Consider the following 23485-nt stretch of genomic DNA (forward strand, 5'->3'; position numbering starts at 1 on the left):
ATTCATCATACAAGGCTGGGTAGAGCAGCGCGAAACCCAGCAAATGCCTTGGTCTAAGCAAGCATTTTCCTTCTAACGGTTCTTTGGATTGGAAACCATAACTCCTTCCAAGCTTGGTTTAATTGTCATTCAACCAAGCCTACCTTTGTTAAACCCATTCCATAATAGTTTGCCATTGATAGGTTTCCCTTCGCTCTAACCAGCTAACCTCCATCAACTCATTCGTTTATTGTCGCGAGCTAAATTCAGATGTTTGTCGTCTAGCTTCAGGTTACGCAGAAGGGGGCTAGGCCGCCAGTTCTTATGTCGGTCATGCATCTTGGAAATGGGCAGTTTCCTAGTCTTTTCGAGGGGTCAAGGTAAGCTCCTGCATAAATTTTGTAAAAGCTTCTTTCAAACCGGCTGGTCAGTTAGTCGAGGGCAGCCGCTGATTTACCGCGCTGGGATTAAACAATCTCGGTAAATCTCTTGGTTCTAGCGGCTCTGTTTGGATTGAAATATTTCGCGGCAATGTATTTGGAGTAGCGATGAGTTGGGTAACGCAGCAATTGATCGGCTTGATGGAAAGGGGCGGGTTACCTGATCTGATGATCCGCACTGGCATCCGTCAGGTATTGCAGAAGCGGCTGTCGTCGCTGCCTTTGCATGATCCTGAAGCCGCCGAAAACTATCTAGCCGATTTTATCGACTCAATGACCCAAGCGCCGGTTGCCGTGTTAACGGAAAAGGCCAACGAACAGCATTATGAAGTGCCGGAGGCATTCTTTGGCTTGGTGCTAGGGGCTCGGCGTAAATACAGTTGTTGCCTTTGGCCGGAAGCGGGGGGCTCACTCGATCAAGCCGAGGTAGATGCCTTAACCGTGACTTGTGAACGTGCCGGTTTGGCCGATGGTCAAGAGGTTTTGGAGTTGGGATGTGGCTGGGGTTCGTTGAGCTTGTGGATGGCGGAGCATTATCCCGCTAGCCGGATTACGGCCGTTTCCAACTCGCACTCGCAGCGCGAGTACATTACTCAAAAAGCCCTAGCGCTGGGTTTGCGTAATCTTGAAGTGATTACCTGCGATATGAATCGTTTCGAGATTGACCGGCACTTCGACCGAATTGTCTCCGTGGAAATGTTCGAGCATATGCAAAACTGGCCGGCGCTGTTTGCCCGCGTGGCGGATTGGCTCAAGCCCGATGGCAGCTTTTTCATGCATGTTTTTTGTCATCGGCGCTTGCCCTACGCATTCAACAGCACAGATACCCAAGATTGGATGGGCCGCTATTTCTTTTCCGGCGGCATCATGCCCAGCTTTGAATTGCCCTTGCATTTTCAAACCCAGTTAATCCTCAGCAAACGCTGGTGTTGGGATGGTAAACACTATGAAAAAACCGCCAACGCTTGGCTGGAGAATATGGATAGGCATAAAGACCGGATTTGGCCGATCCTGGTGGACACCTACGGTATTGAATCTGCCGCGGTTTGGCGGATGCGTTGGCGGGTGTTTTTTATGGCTTGTGCCGAACTTTGGGGGTTTCGCGGCGGTGCAGAATGGTGGGTTGGGCATTATTTGTTTGTGCGCCGACCTGCATAATGCCGCACATATTCTTAAAATCATGGAAGACTGAGCAGGCCAGAACAGGAGGTTTGACATGATCGATTGGGCAACAGCCTTCCAAGGCTTGGTACTATTGCTAGCGATGGGTTTTATCACCTGGCTGATCAGCTTGGCTATTAAAGATGTCAGTATCGTCGATAGTGTTTGGTCGCTGTTCTTTTTGGCGTCGGCAGGTTCATACGCGTTGCAATCCGCAGGTAATGGTCCGCGCTCAATCTGGGTCCTCGGTCTGATCGCGCTTTGGTCCATCCGGCTCAGCGTCTACCTAAGCTGGCGAAACTGGGGCGAGCCTGAAGATCGGCGTTATCAGCAAATTCGGCAAAACCATCAACCATCCTTTGGCTTGAAAAGCTTGTTCATTATCTTTTCTTTGCAAGCTGTTTTGGCTTGGATCATTTCACTTCCCAGTTTGCCGGCCATCAAGTCTGGTTTGCCTATTGGGGTATTAGACTGGATAGGCATTTGTGTTTTTCTGCTCGGAGTGGTTTTTGAAAGCTTGGCTGATTGGCAAATGGCAGCGTTTAAAGCCAGCCCGAGCAATCAGGGTCGAGTAATGGACCAAGGCTTGTGGCGATATTCCAGGCACCCGAATTACTTTGGAGAGTGCTGTGTGTGGTGGGGCTTTTATTTCATCGCGTTTTCTGCGGGCTCACCGATCTGGATGCTGTTTTCCCCGCTCCTGATGACGCTGCTGTTACTGCGCATATCCGGGGTGGCTCTACTGGAAAAAGACATTCATGAGCGCAGGCCGGCCTACCGGGATTATCAAAATCGCACCAGTGCGTTTTTTCCTTTAATGCCTAAATCTCACAGGCCAATTTAATGAGTAAAACTGTTCTGGGCAGGAATGAGCCACAGAAAAAAAGTCAGAAAAGTGCCGAAAGCTTGGTAGGCTGCTGCGCAAAATCGGATATTCAAGGGACGATTGACGGATGAAAATAGCCATTATCGGCAGTGGTATTTCCGGGCTGACTGCTGCGTACTACCTGCATAAAAACCATGAGATTACCGTCTTCGAGGCACGCGGCCAGGTTGGCGGCCATACGGATACTCACAGCATAGAATTGGCTGGCACAGCCTGGCAGGTCGATACCGGGTTTATTGTGTTCAATGACTGGACCTACCCCAATTTCATTCGCTTGATTGATGAGCTGGGCGTGAAGTGGCAAGACAGCAAAATGAGCTTCAGCGTCAAATCGGAGCGTAGCGGTTTGGAATACAAAGGCGGCGACTTAAATGGCCTATTCGCGCAGCGCCGCAATTTGCTCAGCCCGTCGTTTTTGAAGATGATCGCCGATATTTTGCGTTTCAACAAACAAGCGATGCAGTGGATAGCGAGCGGTAATGACCAAACCACGCTCGGCGGCTATCTGGCAGACCGAGGATATTCAGAGGCGTTTATACAGCATTACATCATCCCGATGGGCGCGGCGATCTGGTCTGCCTCTGAAGCGGATATGCTGCGTTTTCCCGCGCGCTATTTTCTGCGGTTTTTTCAAAATCATGGCATGTTGCAAGTCCGTAATCGCCCGGTTTGGCGAGTGATACAAGGCGGCTCCAGGAGTTATCTAGCGCCTTTGACCCAGGGCTTTAAGGAAAATATCAGGGTTAACAGTCCGATTGAAAGCGTTAGTCGTGATTCGCAGGGTGCTCTGCTCAAACCGCGGGCTTGCGAAGCCGAGCGTTTCGATTCGGTGATATTTGCATGCCACAGTGACCAAGCGCTGCGTCTATTGTCCGACGCCAATCCCCAAGAGCAGGCCATCCTCGGCGCGATTCCGTATAAAGAAAACGTCGCCATTTTGCATACCGATACCTCGGTTTTACCGACCAGCACCAGGGCTTGGGCGGCCTGGAATTACCATGTGTTGCCGCAGGCACGCGATTGCGTTGCTCTGACTTACAACATGAACATTCTGCAATCACTGCCGGCGCCGGAAACGTTTTGCGTGACCTTGAACTACCCGGAAGCGATAGATCCCAAACGCATCATCAAGCAGCTGGTTTACCATCACCCGATGTTCAGTTTACAAGGTGTCGCGGCCCAACAGCGGCATGCGGAAATCAGCGGCGTCAATCACACCCATTACTGCGGGGCCTACTGGGGTTTTGGTTTTCATGAGGACGGGGTGCGCAGCGCGCTTAAAGTTGTCGAACAAATCAGCCATGCATAGCTGTCTTTACGTTGGGACAATCCGGCACCGGCGCTTTGCCCCCAAGCCGCATGTCTTTAATTACGATTTGTTCATGGTTTACCTTGATCTGGCTGAGCTGGCCGAGGTGTTTCAAGGCAGTCGCCTATGGTCTGCAGACAAGCCTGCGCTGGCTTGGTTTCGCCGTAGCGACTACCTGGGCGACCCCAAACAGCCTCTGTCAGAAGCAGTGTGCGATCTGGTTGAAAACACCACCGGGCAAAGACCGCAGGGGCCGATTCGGCTGCTGACTCACTTACGCTATTTTGGTTACTGCTTCAACCCGGTGAGCTTTTACTACTGCTTCGACCGTTCCGGCCAGCAGTTAGAAACCGTGGTCGCTGAAATCACCAACACCCCGTGGCATGAGCGTTTTAGTTATGTGTTGAGTCCGGCGCTCGACAGCGGGCGGGCGGGCCAACATCGCTACCAAGTTGCCAAGGCCTTTCATGTCTCACCGTTTTTTCCGATGGATCTGGAATACGACTGGAGGTTTGTGGAGCCGGGGTCGAGATTGGCCGTGCAGATGCACTTAAATCGCGATGACAACAAAGTGTTTGATGCCACCCTCAGCCTGCATCGACACGCGATTACCCCGGAACGGTTGGCATCCACGCTCTATCGCTACCCGGCGATGACCATCAAGGCTGTAGCCGGTATTTATTACCAAGCTGCTTTACTTAAACTCAAAGGCATTCCATTTTATGCGCACCCCTAGTGACCGTCTGCGGAGCACGTCATGTTGAATTTGATCTCCCCCCTGGATTCCAGGTTATCCCTGCTGAGCAAACCTCAATTTAGTCAACGTTGGGCCAGAACTTTAGTGTGTCGGCAATTACAGCAAATGCAAACAGGCTGTATTGTTTTACATGCGGGCTGTGAGTTGCACTACGGGCAAGCACAGCCCGACTTCCCATTCAGCGCGGACATTTTTGTCGAAGATGAAGCGTTTTTTAGCGACATCCTGTTCGGCGGCGCAGTGGGCGCGGCGGAAGCCTATATTGCCGGCTATTGGCGCTGCTCCAATCTAGTCGATTTGGTGAGGATTCTGATTCGCAACCGGTCGGTATTGGACGGGATGAACGGCTATTCGGCATGGCTGACGCGAAAGTTGCGTAAGCTGATGCATAGCTACCATCTCAATACCCGGCAGGGCAGCCGGCGCAATATTGCCGCGCATTACGACCTGGGCAATGATTTTTTTCAACTGTTTCTGGACGAAACCCTGCTGTACTCCTGCGCCTATTTTGAACGCCCGGAGGCCAGTTTATATGAGGCATCGGTCGCCAAGTTGGCGCTTATCTGCGGCAAGCTTCAACTCAGGCCGGAAGATCATGTTATCGAGGTGGGCTGTGGTTGGGGTGGATTTGCCGAATACGCTGCCACCAATTTCGGCTGCCGGGTGACTGCCACCACTATTTCCCGCCAGCAATTCGAGTTTGCCCAACAACGCATTCAAGCTGCCGGATTGTCGGATCGGGTGACCTTGTTGTTTCAGGATTATCGCGATTTGACCGGGACTTATGACAAATTGGTTTCGATAGAAATGGTCGAGGCCATCGGTCATCAGTACTACGAAACCTATTTTGCTAAGTGCGCGCAGCTGCTAAAACCGGACGGTTTAGCCCTGATCCAGGCCATTACCATTGCCGACCAACAATACGAAAAGGCCCGCGACGATGTCGATTTCATTAAGCGTTATATTTTTCCCGGCAGTTGTATTCCTTCGGTGACTGCCTTAGTCCAAGCCATGACCAAGGCCTCAGACTTTAACCTGCTGCATCTGCAAGACATCGGCGCGCATTATGCTGTGACACTACAACGTTGGCGTTTGGCGTTTATGGAGCGTCTCGATTCGGTCCGTGCCCAGGGCTACAGCGAGGAATTTATTCGGATGTGGGAGTTTTATCTGGCGTATTGCGAGGGCGCTTATCGGGAACGCGCGATTGGTAACGCGCATTTGCTGCTAGCCAAAGCCCTTTACCGTGAACCAGACGGCATCAACAATGTTCATAATAATCAAGGAGATAGTGTCGCATGAAAGCCTGTGATCAATGCAATACCACACAACACAATGACGATCCGGTTTTCATAGCGAATGATTTTAAGAATGCCTCGCTCTGGTATCGGCTAACAGCGGTATCGCTGATCTACCTACCTATTTTTACTTGGCCTTTCGTGCTGGCGAGTGCCTGGATTACCTATCTGCATTTGCGGATGTTGGGTGCGAAAAACATTCGGCCTTTGTCATCGTTTCTGCCCGATCGAAAATCGCATCGGTACGACATGAAAACCCAGATCACTATGCAACCCAAGTCGATGTTAAATCCGGTGAGAGCCAAAACTTTTTGGGTAGCCAATTGTACGTGGTATTGCCCGTATAGCGTGGGCTTGTTCGAATGGCACAGTTATCTGGTGAAAGTCGTCGAGAATTGGTGGTGTCCATTTCAGCACGAGCGTAAAAACACCCATTACCAATCCGGCGCTATCAACCAATCGTTTTGGCATATTTACCCCGAGGCGGCAGTCAAACTACACCCCGAGGATTATGAAAATCCGATCTGGAATTCCGAATTTAAAGGTAAAGTTCAGGCCGAAATTACACCGTTAAATAAGGAATAAACCGGTTCACGGTCTGTCTGAAGGGCGAAATTACCTATTGAACAAGGCTGGTTTCCAGTTTGCCGGATGTCTCAGTTGACTCCACCCAACCGCCCCCCAAAGCCTTATAAACGGCCGTTAAGGCGGTAGCCGTGGCAGTTTCGCTTTGCGCCAATTGGCTTTGATCCTGTAATAACCGCAATTCGCTATCCAGCACGGTCAGAAAATCCGCTATGCCTTCCTGATAACGCAGATGCGCCAGTGCCGAGGCTTTCTCGCTGGCCTGCGCTGCCGCGAGTAAAGAGCTGCGGCGCGCGCGCTCTTGGCGGTAGTTGACCAGCGCGTTTTCGGTTTCTTCCAGGGCGGTCAGCACGGTTTGTTCGTATTGCGCCAGACTGGCTTCGGCGCGGGCGTCGGCGGCCTTGATGCGGGCGTAAACTCGACCTAAATCAAAAGCCGCCCAGCTGATTTTGGGGCCAACCGAATAGGTCTCTGAACCCGGTGCGACCAAGCCGGATAGGGTACTGGCTTCCAAAGACAGGCTGCCGACGAAAGTGACCCTTGGAAACAGGTCGGCGGTCGCCACGCCGATTCTGGCGGTCGCGGCTGCCAAGCTGCGTTCGGCGACGCGAATATCCGGCCGGCGGCGTAACAGTTGTTCCGGGTTGCCGATTTGGATGGCATCCGGCGCTTTCGGTAAGGGTGCCGATTGGGTCAAACGGGTGGTTAAGGCGTCCGGCATTTGTCCGGTCAGTACACTGAGTCTGTGGATGGCTTGGGCGATAGCGCCTTCCAGACGCGGAATCCCGGCTTTGGTGCTTTCCAACTGCGCTAATGCTCGGGAGGTGTCCAATTCAGTACCACGACCGTTTTCCAGTTTTACCTGCGTCAGTTCCAGGGTTTGAGCCTGGTTGTCGGCATTCTTCCGGGCCACCGCCAACTGGTTTTGCAGGCCGCGCAATTCAAAATAATTCCGCGCGGCTTCGGCAATCAGGCTGACGCCGATGTCGCGCAGGCTGGCTTCCTGCGCTTCGACTTCGTCGTTGCTGGCTTCGACATTGCGGCGCACCCGCCCAAAGAAATCGATTTCCCAGGAGGCGTCGAAGCCGGTGTTATAGAGCTTCAATTCTCGCGGAAACACCCCGGTGCGATTGTTAAATGCGCCGACGCTGCGTTTTTGTTCGGTGTAATTCGCGTGCGAGGTGACGGTGGGTAACAGGTTTAGACCAGTTTCCAGATACAAGGAGCGCGCTTCGGCCAGATTGGCGCGGGCGGCTTTCAGCTCGTAGTTGTGGCTGATAGTGTTCTCGATCAAGGCGCTTAATTGTGGGTCGTTGAATAGCTTCCACCACTGCTCCTCAATGCCGCGCTCGGAGAACTCTGCGGGTTGGGCGTTGGCAAAATTTGCCGGCAACTCGGCAGTGGCCGGCCGTTCATAATCCGGGCCGACCGCACAACCGCTCAGCAGTAAGCTGACGAGGCCGACAGCACAGAGGGTGTCAAGCCGGCGTTTATTAATCCGAGCCTTAAATGTCGTCGCTCCCGCGAATGCGGGAGCCCTGCGGCCACGCTGGTTTCCCGCATTCGCGGGAATGACGCATCCAGGGAGTTTTTGGACCTGGTTAATACATTGGCGCTGACTCATTTGGGTGCATCCATTGAAGGTTGATGAGTAGTTAAATCGGTGGCTGAGGGGCGCAGGCGTTGGGCGATGGCTTGCACCACCACATAAAACACCGGTGTCAATAACAAGCCGAACACCGTGACGCCGATCATGCCGCTGAAAACAGCCGTACCCAGCAGACGCCGGGATTCGGCGCCGGCACCTTGGGCAATCACCAAGGGAAACACGCCCATGATGAAAGCAAACGAGGTCATCAGAATCGGCCGCAAGCGAATCCGCGAGGCTTCCACCGCCGCTTCGAAGCGGTTTAAGCCGCTTTCCTGACGCTGTTTGGCAAACTCGACAATCAAAATGGCATTCTTACTGGCCAATCCCACCAAGACGATAAAGCCGATTTGAGTGAAGATGTTGTTGTCCATATTGCTTAGCCAAACCCCGGTCATCGACGACAAAATACACATCGGTACGATCAAAATCACCGCGAAGGGCAGCGACCAGCTTTCGTATTGCGCGGCTAGGGCCAAGAATACAAAGATGACGCTGAGCGGAAACACCAGCATCGCCACATTGCCGGCCAAGACTTGCTGCAAACTCAGTTCGGTCCATTCGAAATCAAAGCCCGGCGGCAATTCGGCGGACAGCAGTTTGCTCATGGTATCGATCGCTTGGCCGGAGCTGATGCCGGGCAGGGTACTGCCGTTGATCTCCGCCGCCGGATACATGTTGTAGCGGGTGACTTTGTCGGGGCCGGCGATTTCTTTCACGTCGCTGACCGCGCCCAGCGGCACCATCCCGCCTTGGCGATTTTTGGTTTTCAGTTCGCTGATGTCGCCCGGCAACATCCTGAATTGGGCGTCGGATTGCGCCACCACTTGGTAGGTACGGCCAAAGGCGTTGAAGTCGTTGACGTACAAAGAGCCCAGATAAATCTGCAGGGTGTCGAACACGTCTTTCAACGGCACGTCCATGGCTTTAACCCTGGTTCTATCCACGTCCACAAACAATTGCGGCACGCCGGATCTAAAGGTGGTGAACAAACCGACCAAGCCGGCTTGTTGATTGCCTTTACCCAGCATGTCATTGGCGACCCGCTGCAATTCGTCGATCCCGGCGTTGTTTCTATCTTCAATCTGCAATTTAAAGCCGCCGACCGAACTCATGCCGCGGATTGGTGGGGGCGCAAATACCGCGATGCGGGCATTGGGGATGATGCTGAGACGCTGGGTGAGGTCTTTAACGATTTGGTCGGCATGCAGTTCAGGGCGGCCAGCACGCTCATCAAATGCGCCTAAGCGGGCGAACATCGTCGCGACATTGGATTGATTGGCCCCGCTCAACACCGACCAGCCGGCATAGGCATTGACGTGCTGCACGCCCTTGGTATCCAGAATGATCTTGCTGGCTTGCTGCACCACATCCTGGGTGCGGGCCAGCGAGGCGGCGTCGGGCAATTGCGCATACAGAACTAGGTAACCCTGATCCTGTTGCGGAATAAAACCGGTCGGCACTTTCTCGAAAGTCAGGAGATTCAAGCCGTTCAGGCCGACATACAACACCAGCACCAAGGCCGTCATCCGGATCAAGCGGCCAACCAGACGCGAGTAGCCGACGCTGAAACGCTCAAAAAAACGGTTAAACGCGCCGAAGAACCAACCAAACAGCTTGTCGAACACTTTGGTGAAAGCGTCTTTGTTGTCGTGGGCACGATCCAGCAGTAAGGCGCACAAAGCCGGACTGAGCGTAAGCGAGTTAAACGCCGAAATGACGGTCGAGACGGCAATGGTCAAGGCAAACTGTTTGTAAAACGCGCCGGATACGCCGGTAATAAAAGCCGTGGGGACGAATACCGCCACCAATACCAGCGCGGTGGCAACCACCGGCCCAACTACTTCGGACATCGCCAGCCGCGTGGCTTCGCGGGCATGCATGCCTTCGGCGATATGCCGCTCGACGTTTTCCACCACCACGATGGCGTCGTCCACCACGATACCGATAGCCAATACCAAACCGAATAACGAGAGCGTGTTTAACGAGATGCCTAAGGCCGACATCACCGCAAAGGTGCCGATCAAGGACACCGGCACTGCCAGCAAAGGAATCACCGCTGCCCGCCAGTTTTGCAGGAACACGATGACCACCAATACCACCAGCAATAAGGCTTCGAACAGGGTTTCAACGACCGCATCGATGGATTGCTGTACGAACACCACTGTGTCGTAAACCAATACGTAATCCAGGCCTTCCGGGAAGCGGGTCTTCAGTTTCTCCATCGCCTCGACCACGGCTTTTTTGGTGTCGATGGCATTGGAACCGGGTAGTTGGAAGATCGCCAGACCGACCGTCTGATCGCCGTCCAGATATAAGCCGGAGTTGTAATCTTTAGCGCCCAGTTCGATACGCGCCACGTCTTTCAGGCGGGTAACTTGACCGTTCTCGCCTTGCTTAATGACGATCTCGCCGAATTGCTCGGGCTCGGTCAAACGGCCCAGCGTGCTGACGGTGTATTGATACTCGGCATTATTGGGCGAGGGTTGCTGGCCGACCACGCCGGCGGCGACTTGCACGTTTTGTTCGCGCACCGCGTTCACTACCTCGGCGGCGGTCAGATTGCGGGCGGCGATGGATTCCGGGTTTAGCCATAAACGCATACTGTAATCGCGGGCGCCGAACAGCAGAATGTCGCCAACGCCGGGCAAACGCGCCAAGGTGTCGCGGATTTGCAGCAAGGCATAGTTACTCATGTAAACGCTGTCGTAGCGTTTGTCCGGCGACACCAAGTTAACCACCAGGCTTAAATCAGGGCTGCGTTTTTTCACGCTCAGGCCTTGGCGACGCACTTCTTCAGGCAGTTTCGGTTCGGCGAGCGCCACCCGGTTTTGCACCAATACCTGGGCTTTATCCAGATTGGTGCCGGGTTTGAAGGTCACGGTCAAGGACATCGCGCCGCTATTGGTGGACTGCGAAGACATATACAGCATGTCTTCCACACCGTTTACTTCCTGCTCAATCGGCGTGGCCACGGTTTCGGCGACGACACTGGCGTTAGCGCCGGGATAGTTGGTATTGACGACGACGGTGGGCGGCGCAATTTCCGGGTACTGGGCAATCGGCAGGCCGATCAATGCCAAACTGCCTACCAACACGATCACAATCGACAATACCGCTGCGAATATCGGCCGGTCGATAAAAAAATGGCTGAATTTATCCATGGCTTATTGGGCTCCCTGCGCGCCGAGCGAGGTGCGTTCCGGATTGACTTTGGCGCCGGGTTTAAGCTTTTGCAAACCTTCCACTACCACCCAATCGCCGGCTTGCAAACCGCTGCGGATAACCCGCAACTCACCTATCCGCGCGCCCGGTGTGACTTGTCGGTATTCGGCTTGATTGTCTTGGTTGATCACCCAAACAAAGCGTTGTGCTTGATCGGCGGCGATGGCGCGGTCCGGCAATAACAGCGCTGGGTAAGAGGCCGAGGCTTGCACCCGCAAGCGCGCGAAGAAACCGGGGCTGAGTAATTCGTCGGGGTTGGCAAATACGCCGCGCAAGCTTAGCGTGCCGGTGGCAGCATCCTCGCGCGGGGCTATGTAGTCCAGTTTGCCTTGATGCGGAAAATCGGTTTCGTCGGCAACCGCCAGCTCTACCGGCGTGCCTTTCAAATCCGCCGACGCTTTGCCATGCTGCTGGGCGTGGCGGCGGTATTTCAGCACCGATTGTTCATCGGCATCGACGTACACATACACCGGGTCGGTGGAGACGATATTGGTCAGCAGGGTGTCGTCCGCTCTCACCAAGTTGCCGGCGGTGATCATTTCTCGGCCCACACGGCCGCTGATCGGGGCGCGGATTTCGGTGTATTCCAGGTTGAGTTTGGCGGTGTAGACACTGGCTGCGGCCGATTCGACCGCCGCAGCGGCTTCACTTAGGCCTTTATTGCGCATGTCGTATTCTTCAGCGGAAATGGCTTTGGCTTTGAACAGGTTTTCGGCACGGCTCAGGTCGTTTTTTGCCAGTTCGCGTTTGGTTTTGGCGCGCTCCAATTCGGCTTGTGCATGATTGAGTTGGGCTTGCAGCGGTTTGGGGTCGATCTGAAATAACAGATCGCCTTTTTTAACTTTCGCACCGGCGGTGAAGTTGACCTTATCCAAATAGCCGCTGACGCGGGCACGGATGTCCACAGAATTGACCGCTTCAACCCGGCCGGTGTACTCGTCCCATTCGGTGGTTTCCTGGCTTAAGGGTTGAGCAATTTTTACATTGGGCGGCGGCGGTGCGGCTGGCGCACCTTCTGGAGTGCTGGAGGAACCGCAGCCGACTAGTGCTAGTTGCATGGCGGTAACGACAACGCTGAGGCGGAGCAGGCGGCTTGAATATCCCTGTCGAGGAAAGTCCTGGAGGCTTTGCTCCGAACGGGAGCTTCTCCTGTTAATCGCAATCGTCATGCACCTATTTTTTGCCATTTCCGTAGAGTCCCAAATGTCGTGTGAATAAAAATGGTAATATCCATTACCGTTTAGTCTAGGTTATCATCTTTGTTCGAGTCAATTTATTTCGCGAGTACTGCAGCATGATCAAATGTGGGCGTCCCTGTAAGGGCGATGAGCAGCAAAGTCGGGACCGATTGCTCGATGCGGCGTTGCAGCTTTTCCTGGAAAACGGTTACGGAAACCTGAGTATGGAAACCATAGCCCGCGATGCGCGAGTTTCGCTGCGCACGATCTATAGCCAATTCGGTGGCAAGGCCGGTCTGTTCGGCGCTTTGATCAGGCGGTGCAGCGACCAGTTTATCGGCAGCCTGTCCGACGATTGCGAATTGGAAGAGGCTTTGACGATTTTTGCCCGGCAGTTTTTGTTTCGTATCACCCGTCCGGATGTGTTGCGGATGCGGGCGATATTGATCGGCGAATCGCCCCGATTCCCGGATCTGGCGACACAGTTTTACGAACAAGGACCGCGCCGGACTCTGGGTTTGTTAGCGCAGTTTTTTATGCGCCATCAACAGGCCGGCCGAATAATCGATATGGATCCGTATTTCCTTGCCGACCAATTCATCAGCGCGGTGCGTGGCGAACGCTTACAAAGATTACAACTGGGTTTGGAGCCGACTCCCGACGAAGCCGAGATCGAAATATGGGTGCGGCAGTCTGTTGGTTTGTTTTTGCAGGGGTGTCGGTTAGCCCGTTAACGCATTTCATGTGCTAGGCAAGCGGCATCCGTCAGAACTCGCCGTCAATCGATTCCGGCAACGGGGTTCCCACTTTCCCTGCGGTGACGCTCATTTAGGCCAGGTTGTAGTGGTCTACTTTTTTCGGACACCGCGATAGGTTGTTGGTCTGCCATTTTCATCTCATAGCCATTCAGCGGCAATTAGCCCGATGACGAATGCAAGCGCCGATTGTTGTAGAAATTAACGATATACGCGGATGGCATCGGCGTGGTTGGCATATTGGCTACCTCGGTCGGAATGCACGATCACGCCCGGCGGCGGTCTTTGCTGAGCGATGGCAATCCGGAAGGCCGTGTAAACCGATTCCGCCGGCATGTGGGCGCCATAGCCGAGCCGACGATTTTGCGCGAGTACAGGTCCAACACGACCGCCAGCTTATATCCAAGGGTATAAGCAGCCAACCACTCACGGTCCGTAGGTAAGTGATGTCCGAGACCCAGGCCCGGTTAGCGTTGGTCTGCTCAAACCGGCGATCCATGACGCGCCCGAATTAAAGTTTGAGATTTTTTGCGTTCGACTAATTTTTTTTATCGACTATATTATTTCCATACCGTTTTTGGGGTCTGATCGGATTCGATACTCTCCGGCCCCTGAGCTAAACGGTTATGACCGAACGGCTATATTGTACGGGCACACCAATCCGCATCGGGTAACCAAAGATAGGCCAGGGCATTCGTTATTTGCCTCGCGGCCTAAATAAAGCGGACAGGCGACCATTTCCATTCATGTCAGCAATTGAAATCGTATGCAACCGACCCTAAGAAATCGCAAACTCATCCGGATTCGGCTCAGTGCCGCTGCCTTAGCTTTCCTAATCAGTTGTCTGGCTGCCGGACAAGCGGCTGAAGTGGTTCCCGAGGCGGGGTCGATTCTACGAAATATCAAACCCGAACCGATTTTGCCTGGCGACTCGAACGTCCCGTTCGAAATTTCGGAGCAACCGGCGCCTGCCGGTGAAGGCGACATCCGTATCCAAGTCAAGGGTTGGAAAATCAGCGGCACCGAGTTGATTGGCGAAGCTGAACTCCAGGCATTTCTGAAAGACCATATCGGCAAGGACTTGAGCTTGGCCGAACTGCGCAAAATCACTCGCGATATTGCGGAGTATTACCAGCAACGTGGCTTTTTCGCCCGCGCGGTATTGCCCGCTCAGCAAATTCGCGACGGCATCGTCGAAATTCTGATCCGCGAAGCCAAATTAGGCAAAGTCGAGGTCGACGACCCGGCCGCCACCTACCGAAACGACATTCCCCGACAAACCATGTTGGCGGCTCAGCCGGCAGGGGACGCTTTGCGATTGGCCGATATGCAACGCGGCATCCTCCTGCTGAACGATCTGACCGGCGGCACCATTTCTTCCACCTTGAAGGCCGGCGAAAGAGCCGGCGAATCCGACCTGCTGCTGAAAATCGACCCCAGCAATTTAATCAGCGGCTCTGTAGATTACAGCAATACCGGCGTGCGCTCGGTCGGCATGAACCAATTCGGCGGATTGCTAAACCTGAATAATCCCTTGCGCCTCGGCGATCTGGCCTCGTTACGCGTTCAAGGCGGCAGCGGTAACGTTTATGGCCGAGTTGCTTATTCGCTGCCGGTAGGCTACTCCGGGTTGCGGATTGGCCTGGCCGCGTCCGCGCTGGACTATACCCTAGGCGAACCCTTTCAGTCGTTGGACGCCCAAGGCTCGGCGTGGACCGGCGGCACCTTCGCAACCTATCCGTTGCTTCGCGGTGTGAGCACGAATCTTTACGTTGTCAGCGGTTTCGATGATCGCCACTACTACAATACCAGCCTTGGTAGCGTGGTCAGCGACAAGGAAGTGCAAAGCGGTTACCTCGGCCTGAGCGGCGATCATCAGGACGACTGGCTAGGCAGCGCGGTAACGTTATTTGGCGCAACAATGGTGGCCGGCAACCTGGATTTGTCGGGAAGCCTGGTCGACCAAACTCAAAACCGGGCCACAGCCCGCGCCGGTGGTGCCTATCAAAAGTTCTCACTTAACGCCTCCCGTCTACAAAGCCTGACCGACAAATTACGCTTCTATGCCGGCGTCAGTGGACAACTGGCCACTAAAAATCTGGATTCTTCCGAAAAGTTCAGTCTGGGTGGCCCCTTTGGCATCAGAGCTTATCCAGTCAACGAGGCCCTGGGCGACGAAGGCTATCTGATGAATTTCGAACTACGGTACGAGGTTTACGAGCATGTTGAGTTGGTCGGCTTCATCGACCATGGCGGTATAACGCTGCACAACGATCTATGGCCGAATGCCACCGAAGGCGGCCCTAACCAATACACGCTCAGCGGCGGCGGCGTCGGAATCAACTGGGTGGTACCCGGCAATTTCATCATCCGCGGCAGCGTCGCCCAACGCATAGGCGCCAACCCAGCCCGCTCGGGAGACGGCAACGATTCTGACGGTACTTACAAAGCGCCTCATTTTTGGGTCAGCTTGAGCAAAGCGTTTTAAACGTCTTCAGTTTCCATTTTTCCTCCAACTCAACCGGCGACACCACCGTGGATAACCAATTGCTATTTTACAAACGCATCGTCAGTCTGAACCCCGCCGCTCACGGTCGGTTGCATATCGCGCCGTCCGAAGACGTCGGTTACGCGCGAGTCAGTAACTCGGTGCCGCTGATTGGTCCGGAATTCAGCGAAGCCGGCAAGGAATATCCGATCGCTTTCGGCAAAGCCGGCGACGGCCAATTCGTTCCGGTCGCGGTGCTGGGCTTGAACGACGGTGAAAACCTGTTCGTCAACGGCGCCGGTCGCTGGATCGGACATTACATACCAGCCTTCGTCCGCCGATACCCGTTCGTACCCGCCGAGCAGGCCGAAGACAAGCAATTGGTCGTCTGTTTTGACGAGACTAGCCCGCGTTTTAACGAAACGGCCGGTGAGCCGTTGCTGGTCGACGGCGAACCGTCGGCTTACCTGCAACAAATCATCGGTTTTTTGCGGGAGTTCCACGCCGAATCGCAACGGACCGCGCAATTCGCCGCCACCTTGCACGAATTGGACCTCTTAACCGAACGCCGGGCCGATGCGGTATCACCGAGCGGCGAGCGCTACTCGTTATCAGGTCTTTGGGTCGTGGACCAGGCGCGCTTCCAAAAAATCGGTAGCGATGCGTTGGACAGCCTGTTCCAAACCGGCTGGTTGGGATTGATCTATCTGCACTTGGCGTCGTTGAGCAATTTTGCCCGCCTGTTGGAACGCAAAGCCGCCGCAAGCACCGAAAAACCGCACTGATTCGAGAGGACAGTCTTATGACCAGATATGCCTACCAAAGTCGCACGCCGCACTTCAACCGTCATCCGCTGGTGCTGGCGATACAAATCGCCTTGGCCGGTGCTTGGCAGCCGGCCTTGGCCGAATTGGCCGGCAATGCGCTGCCTAATGGCGGCCAGGTGACGTCGGGACAGGCACAAATCCACCAAGATGGCGCACGGATGGATGTCGTACAAGGCAGTGATAAAGCTATCATCAACTGGCAGAGCTACAACATCGGCGCCAGTGCCCATTTGGATTATCAACAGCCTAACGCCAGCGCGATCGCGCTGAACCGCGTGACATCCGGCGAAGCATCGGTCATTGCCGGCCGATTGACCGCTAACGGTCAAGTGTTTCTGGTGAACCCCAACGGCGTGCTGTTTGCCAAGGGCGCCCAAGTCGATGTCGGCGCGATGGCGGCGTCGACGATGAACATCAGCGATGCCGATTTCCGTGCCGGCAACTATCATTTCAAGCGCGAGGGCAGCGACGCCGGCGTCGTCAATCAGGGCGACATCCGTGCCAAGGACGGCGGATACGTGGCGTTGCTGGCCCCCAGCGTCAGCAACGAAGGTCTGGTTCAGGCCCATTTGGGCACGGTGGCGCTAGCCGGCGGCGATGGCGTAAAACTGGAATTGGACGAAGGTAAACTGGTCAATGTTCAGGTTGATCCAGCCACTGTCAATACGCTGATCGAGAACAAACAGCTGATCCGCGCCGATGGCGGCCGGGTGATCATGACGGCCAGCGCCGCCGACCAATTGCGCGGCGCCGCGATTAACAACAGCGGCGTGGTTGAGGCCAAATCCCTGGTCAATCGCGGCGGTTCGATAGAACTGATCGGCGACGAGGTCAGCAACAGCGGCACACTGGAGGTGTCCGCCGCCGAGAATACCCAAGGCGGCAATGTCGTCGAGCGCGGCCGGTTGGTCGTCGATACCGGTACCATCCGCGCCGACGGTGATAGCGGCGGGGATATTCGCCTGACCGGCGACCGCGTGCTGCAAACCGGAACGCTCAGCGCCGAAGGTACCGTCTCCGAAGGCGGCCGAATTACGATTGCCGCCGACAGTCGAGTCATCCAGACCGCATCCGCCAAGCTGTCCACAAAGGGAAGCCAAAACGGCGGCGACATCGCCGTGACCGCGGGTGGCCAAGGTGGCGTGTTCAGTTCCGCCACCATCGATGCTAGCGGCGTTTCTGGAAGCGGTGGCAAGATCACCGTCACCGGCGGCAAAGACGTTACGTTGGCCGCTGCGACGATCACCGCCAACGGTGCCAAAGGCGGCGGCAAGATCAGCATTGGCGGCGGCTTTCATGGCAAGGACGCGGCGGTTCGCAATGCCACGATAACGCGAATCAATCCCTTCACCCAACTGCAAGCCGTCGCAACTGAAAAGGGCGATGGCGGTGACGTCGTGGTTTGGTCGGATCAGAAAACCGATTTTTATGGCACGATCTCCGCCAAGGGCGGTTCGGCGGGCGGCGACGGCGGCACCGTTGAAGTCTCGTCTCACGACGCCCTACTGTTTGGCGGAACCGTTACCACCTTAGCCAGTCAGGGCCGCAACGGCAGTCTATTACTCGATCCGCGCAACATCACCATCGACAGCAGCGGCCAGTACCCGCAATTCGATTTCGAAGACCCCAATCCGACCAACACACTGGGCGTCACATCCGGCTTCGGCACCGGCACTTCGGTACTGTGGAGCACCAACGTGGCCGTCACGAATCCCTATGACGACTTCGGCGGCCAGGATGCCGGCGCGGTTTATTTGTACAACGGCTGGTCCGGGGCGCTGATCGCGACGGTCACCGGTAGCCACGCCGATGATCGCCTCGGCAGTGGTGGGATCACCCAGCTGGTTAGCCAAAATACCAATACCAACGTCAACGTCTCGTTCAATTCGCTGGGCAACTTTTTGATTTCCAGTCCGTATTGGGACGGCGGCAAAGGCGCAGTCACCTGGGCAGCCGGCAATGGCAGCGTGTCTGGCGTTATATCGTCTGCCAACAGCCTGGTCGGCAGTTCGGCGGGCGATGCGGTGGGCAGCGGCAGTATCGTTTTGGTTGATAACTATTACGGCGCTACCGGCCACACATGGTCCAACGACAACGGCTATTTGAAATATCTGGTCTTGAATCCGCAATGGAATGCCAATACCGGCGCGGTGACGATGGGTAGCGCGTTGAGCGGCATCTCCGGTGTCATTTCGTCGGCAAATAGCCTGGTCGGCTCGGCCGCCGGCGATCGTATCGGCAGCAGCGGCATCACTCAATTCGTCACCGAGTTCCACGACTACAACAGCAGCGGCGCGTTGATTGCCGGCACCGAATATTTCCGAAACTATTTCGCGATCGCCAGCCCGCACTGGCAAAACGGTGGTGCGGCCGATGCCGGCGCGGTGACTTGGGCCAGCGGATCGACCGCGCTAACAGGCACCGTCGATTCTTCGAACAGCCTAGTCGGCAGTAATGCCAGCGACCAAGTGGGCAGCGGCGACATCAAGGTGCTTTATTACTCCAACAGTACCAACTACAACAGTCAGCCTTGGACCACGCCGCCGCACGGGCACGTGAATACTTACCGAACTGACGTTGCCTACGTCGTCGCCAGTCCGCATTGGGAGAGTGATAAGGGTTCAGTCACTTGGCTTAATGGCGCAACTGGTTTTGCATCGGGCGGAGCGACTGCTGGTTTCGCAGTGTCTTCAGCCAATAGTCTGGTTGGTGCAAGCGCCGGCGATTTGGTTGGTAGTGGTGGCATTCAGATACTTAGTCATAATACTAGCCGCAGTGCGGACACCGGCTACACATCAACCCACCCCTACTATCTGGTACTAAGTCCCCATTTCAACAATGGCGGGTCAATCGCGGATGCCGGCGCCATCACTTGGGGAGACGGTCGCAGCATCACCTACGGTACCGTTACGACGACGGACTATCTCGGAAACACGTTAACCAATATCCCAACGGAGACCAGCACCAATAATGGCGGCGTGTCCGGTGTGATAGGCAGCGGCAATAGCTTGGTCGGTAGTCATGCGAACGATCAGGTCGGTAGCGGCGGCGTTACGAACCTTGGCCAAGACCCAGGGTACGTAGTACTTAGCCCTCTTTGGAACGGTAATGCCGGGGCCGTAACCTTCTGGGATGCTACAGCTACCAAAACCGGTACTTTGGGCACAGCCAACAGTCTGGTAGGGTCCACAGCCAATGATCATATTGGTGGCGGTGGAATTCTCCTGAAGAACGGGTACTACCTGGTTTTGAGCCCTGATTGGGATAATGGCGGTGCGACCAATGCCGGCGCGGTGACTTGGGGCAGCAAAACCAGCGGCGTCAGCGGCGTGGTCGGCGCAGGAAATAGCCTGGTCGGCAGCACCGCCAACGACGGCGTCGGCAGCGATGTCAATAATATCGTCGATGTCGGCGTTGCCGATTATGTGGTGCTGACGCCCACCTGGGATAACGGCGGCAACGCCGATGCGGGCGCCGCCAGCTGGGGCAGTTTCGGCAGCGGCGTCAGCGGTGCGATCAGTAGCAGCAATAGCTTGATCGGCAGTCATGCCAACGATCGCGTGGGCAGTGGCGGAGTCGTGGCAACTTATAACGGTGTCGAAACTACTGGCAACTGGTCATATACCTATTATTACAGTGTGATTAGTCCACATTGGAATAGTGACCGCGGTGCGGTCACTATGGGTGCCGAAGCCAGCGGCATCCAAGGCACTGTTGGATCAGGCAACAGTTTGGTCGGCGATACAGCCGGGGATCAAGTAGGCAGTGGTGGCGTCAAAATCGGGCAATATACAGAGCAGACCTATAACGGAACAACTTGGTCGGGTACGCGAACAGCCTTTTACATGGTTGATAGTCCGAATTGGAGCAACGGTGGAACCGCGAACGTTGGCGCAGTCACCAAAGTTGCTGCCGCCAGCGGAATCACCGGCAGCATCAGTGCCGGCAATAGTTTGGTGGGTGGCACCGCTAACGATCAAATTGGCAGCGTTGGCATTACGATGCTGCCTTACGATTGGACAACCGGGCCTGCTAACGCCAACGGTCAGAAACAATACCATCTCGACTACTACGCGATAGCCAGCCCGAACTGGGACAACGCTGCAACCGCAGATGCTGGCGCCGTCACTTGGGGCAGCGTCACGACCACAGCCGGGGCGGCATCCCCGCTTACCGGCAACGCCAGCGCTGCCAACAGCTTGGTCGGTACGCATGTCAATGACCGGGTCGGTAGTGGCGGCGTGGTTGCCCTACCCGCCGAATACAACAATACGACCCGAGTCGGCTATGTCGTGATCAGTCCGGATTGGGGTGATGGCACGAGCACGCAACTCGGCGCGGTAACGTGGGGCAGCCGCTTGACCGGTGCATTGGGTTCGGTGACAGGCAGCAACAGCTTGATCGGGGCCACAACGGGCGACCAGATCGGCAGCGGCGGCGTCACCGTTCTGACCAACGGCTACGATCTGACTAGCGGACAATATGTATACAACTATTTGGTATTGAGCCCCCATTGGCACAACGGCGCTAATACCGATGCCGGCGCGGTTACCTGGGTCGCCGAAAAAACCGGCTACGCTTACGGCGAAAGTGGTCGAGGCGCGGTTGTTGGCTCATCCAATAGCGTAGTGGGCAGCAGTGCCGGCGATCAGGTCGGCAGTGACGGCATCGTGGACCTTTACGTTTCCTATCTGATCGGCAGCCGGCACTGGCACAACGGTAGCGCGGCGAATGCTGGAGCAATCACTTGGGGACGTGCGGCAACCGGTGTGGCCGGAGTAGTATCGGCCAGCAACAGCTTGGTAGGTACTTACGATAACCAAGATGTCGGCTTGAACCAAGTCATTCTGACTCAGAATTACAATACCTACTATTACGACTACATGGTTATCGACGCCGATTGGAAAAATGGCGCATTAACCAATGCCGGCGCCATAACCTACGGCGACGCTTTCTACGGAATCTTCGGTGAAATATCGGAAGCGAATAGCATTGTCGGCAGGACAGCCAACAGCGGCATGAGCTTTAACAACGGCGGCCCCTGGGTGGATTACTATCAATATGCCGGCACCAACTATTTCAGCCTGCTGCCAGGCTTTGCTTATGACCACGGCGATACCTTCGTGGTCAGCTTCGCCAACGAAAATAGCGGCCGGGTAACCTCGGGTGCTACCGATCCGAGTCGCATTACTTATGGTATGGCGGTCGGCAAGGACATGACCATAGCCCCGGACGTTTTGACCAATCTACTCGGCTGGGGTACCAACGTCACGCTACAAGCCAGCAACGACATCACCGTTAACAGCGCGCTCAATGTCGCCGGGCTTTTCAGTTCGTCAGCGACCCTGAAATTGGAGGCGGGACGCAGCATTTACGTCAATGCCGACATCACCACCGACGGCGGCAACTTAGTGCTGCACGCCAACGATTTGGCAGCCAACGGCGTTGTCGACGCTGATCGCGCGGCCGGCAATGCCGTTATCGAAGTTGCCAACGGTGTCACGATAGATGCCGGCGCCGGTTCGGTCACCATGGAGTTGCGCGACGGCACCGGCAACACCGAGGACGACAGCGGCAACATCACCCTGGCGGGACAAATCCTGGCCGATACCATCAGCATTATCCATCGCGGCACCGGCGGCGCGAGCGGCAGCAAGAATATCGTTTTAAACAGTGGCGCGAGCTTGACCGCCAGCGGCAGCGGGGATGCGCTGGTTTTGGCGGCCGCCAGCGGCGGCGAATTGATCAACAATGTCGGCATTGGCGTACTGTCCTCCGCCAACGGTCGTTGGCTGGTGTATATGCACAGTCCATCCGGCTCGACCGAGGGAGGCCTGACCGGGGCGGCGGGCTCGGCGCTCCCCAGACTATACAACAAAACTTACGACGGCAACGCGCCGGCAACAATCGTCGCGGGCAATCACCTGATCTATGACTACCAGCCTAGCCTGAGCGTCGACGTCGGCAACATCAGCAAAACCTACGGCGACGCCGATCCGAGCGCGAGCAGCGCGTTTTCGGGTTACGTCAACGACGACGGCGTGACGGACTCCGCCACCGTCGCGGGTTTAAGTGGCACGCCCAGTTTTAGCATTGTCGGCGGCACGGCCGGCACTGCCCGCGCGGTCGGCAGCTATACTGTCAACGGCGCGGTCGGTTCGGCCGCGATCAGTAGCGGGGCCGGTTATTCGACGACGATAGGCACCGGAGGCGCCAGCGGAACCTTAACGGTCAACAAAAAAACGCTGACCGTGACCGCCAGTGACGACAGCCGCGCTTACAACGGCTTGGGCTATAGTGGCGGTCACGGTGTCAATATCACCGGCTTCGTCAACAGCGAAACCTCAAGCGTATTGGGCGGCAGCGTCAGCTACGGCGGCACCTCGCAAGGCGCGACCAACGCGGGTAGCTACACCATTACCGGGAGCGGATACACTGCCAGCAACTATGATTTCAGTTATGTCAACGGCACCTTAACCATCACGCCGTTCGTGGTCAGCCTGACCGGCAATCGGGCCTATAACGGCAGTACCAACGTGGCGGCCGGCATCTTCTCGACCGGCAGCTTGTTCGGTAGCGAAACCCTGAACCTGAGCGGCACCGGCACGGTCGCCGATAAAAACGTCGGCACCGGCAAAGCGGTGACGCTGGGGACTTTGGCGTTGGCCGACGGCAGTAACGGCGGCTTGGCCAGCAACTATACGCTGAGCGGCGGCACGCATACCGCCGATATTTCAGCAGCCAGCGTGACCGTCAGCACCAGCGACGTCAGCAAGGCCTACGACGGCGGCACCACGGCGGCCGGCACCGCAACCATCACGAGCGGCTCGCTGTACGGCAGCGACAGCCTCAGCGGCGGCACCTTTGCCTTTACCGACAAAAACGTCGGTAGCGGCAACAAGACGGTGACTGTTAGCGGCGTGACCGTCAGCGACGGCAACAGCGGCGC

Annotated in this window: 14 protein-coding genes; 10 read left to right on the forward strand and 4 right to left on the reverse strand. The window is 55.8% G+C overall.

Annotated features, from left to right (window positions below; genetic code table 11):
• Window positions 1-527 precede the first annotated feature (527 nt).
• From A1332_RS23030 to A1332_RS23055, 6 genes are all read left to right on the forward strand, one after another.
• A complete protein-coding gene (locus A1332_RS23030; protein WP_064010735.1) occupies window positions 528-1577 on the forward strand; it encodes an SAM-dependent methyltransferase in 1050 nt (349 codons plus the stop codon).
• 58 nt (window positions 1578-1635) lie between these two features.
• Entirely contained in the window at window positions 1636-2424 is a 789-nt protein-coding gene (locus A1332_RS23035; protein WP_064010736.1) for a DUF1295 domain-containing protein, read from the forward strand.
• 109 nt (window positions 2425-2533) lie between these two features.
• Entirely contained in the window at window positions 2534-3775 is a 1242-nt protein-coding gene (locus A1332_RS23040) for an NAD(P)/FAD-dependent oxidoreductase (RefSeq protein WP_064010737.1), read from the forward strand.
• Window positions 3768-4511 carry a DUF1365 domain-containing protein gene (locus A1332_RS23045; RefSeq protein WP_064010738.1) on the forward strand — a complete coding sequence of 248 codons (744 nt, stop codon included), beginning with the start codon at window positions 3768-3770 and terminating at the stop codon, window positions 4509-4511. Before A1332_RS23040 ends, A1332_RS23045 begins: the two co-directional genes overlap by 8 nt.
• 21 nt (window positions 4512-4532) lie before the next feature.
• Window positions 4533-5834 carry an SAM-dependent methyltransferase gene (locus tag A1332_RS23050; protein WP_064010739.1) on the forward strand — a complete coding sequence of 434 codons (1302 nt, stop codon included), beginning with the start codon at window positions 4533-4535 and terminating at the stop codon, window positions 5832-5834.
• A complete protein-coding gene (locus A1332_RS23055; protein ID WP_064010740.1) occupies window positions 5831-6415 on the forward strand; it encodes a hypothetical protein in 585 nt (194 codons plus the stop codon). The genes A1332_RS23050 and A1332_RS23055 overlap by 4 nt, the downstream gene beginning before the upstream one ends.
• A gap of 34 nt (window positions 6416-6449) precedes the next feature.
• Here A1332_RS23055 and A1332_RS23060 read toward each other — a convergent pair whose 3' ends face one another.
• The 3 genes from A1332_RS23060 to A1332_RS23070 are packed head-to-tail and all read right to left on the reverse strand — an operon-like array spanning window position 6450 to window position 12346.
• The gene (locus A1332_RS23060) at window positions 6450-8039 is read right to left on the reverse strand and encodes an efflux transporter outer membrane subunit (RefSeq protein WP_231890400.1); all 1590 of its coding nucleotides are present in this window, start codon (window positions 8037-8039) and stop codon (window positions 6450-6452) included.
• Entirely contained in the window at window positions 8036-11227 is a 3192-nt protein-coding gene (locus A1332_RS23065) for an efflux RND transporter permease subunit (RefSeq protein ID WP_064010741.1), read from the reverse strand. Before A1332_RS23065 ends, A1332_RS23060 begins: the two co-directional genes overlap by 4 nt.
• 3 nt (window positions 11228-11230) lie before the next feature.
• Window positions 11231-12346, reverse strand: a complete 1116-nt coding sequence (locus tag A1332_RS23070) for an efflux RND transporter periplasmic adaptor subunit (RefSeq protein ID WP_231890401.1) — start codon at window positions 12344-12346, stop codon at window positions 11231-11233.
• A 236-nt stretch (window positions 12347-12582) separates the two neighbouring features.
• On the opposite strand from A1332_RS23070, the gene A1332_RS23075 reads away from it, so the two are divergent.
• Complete coding sequence (locus A1332_RS23075; RefSeq protein ID WP_064010743.1) at window positions 12583-13200, forward strand: TetR/AcrR family transcriptional regulator; 618 nt, start codon at window positions 12583-12585, stop codon at window positions 13198-13200.
• 222 nt (window positions 13201-13422) lie between these two features.
• On the opposite strand, the gene A1332_RS26615 is transcribed toward A1332_RS23075, so the two are convergent.
• Window positions 13423-13557 carry a hypothetical protein gene (locus tag A1332_RS26615; RefSeq protein ID WP_419866007.1) on the reverse strand — a complete coding sequence of 45 codons (135 nt, stop codon included), beginning with the start codon at window positions 13555-13557 and terminating at the stop codon, window positions 13423-13425.
• A gap of 430 nt (window positions 13558-13987) precedes the next feature.
• Between A1332_RS26615 and A1332_RS23080 the strand changes: the two genes are divergently transcribed.
• The 3 genes from A1332_RS23080 to A1332_RS23090 form a co-directional block, all read left to right on the forward strand.
• A complete protein-coding gene (locus A1332_RS23080; protein WP_064010744.1) occupies window positions 13988-15709 on the forward strand; it encodes a ShlB/FhaC/HecB family hemolysin secretion/activation protein in 1722 nt (573 codons plus the stop codon).
• 47 nt (window positions 15710-15756) lie between these two features.
• Window positions 15757-16494 carry a SapC family protein gene (locus tag A1332_RS23085; RefSeq protein WP_197491547.1) on the forward strand — a complete coding sequence of 246 codons (738 nt, stop codon included), beginning with the start codon at window positions 15757-15759 and terminating at the stop codon, window positions 16492-16494.
• A 17-nt stretch (window positions 16495-16511) separates the two neighbouring features.
• Window positions 16512-23485 (forward strand): filamentous hemagglutinin N-terminal domain-containing protein (locus A1332_RS23090; protein ID WP_064010745.1); only part of this gene is annotated, 6974 nt, incomplete at its 3' end.

Origin of the sequence: Methylomonas methanica, assembly GCF_001644035.1 — a bacterium.
Classification (GTDB): domain Bacteria; phylum Pseudomonadota; class Gammaproteobacteria; order Methylococcales; family Methylomonadaceae; genus Methylomonas; species Methylomonas methanica_A.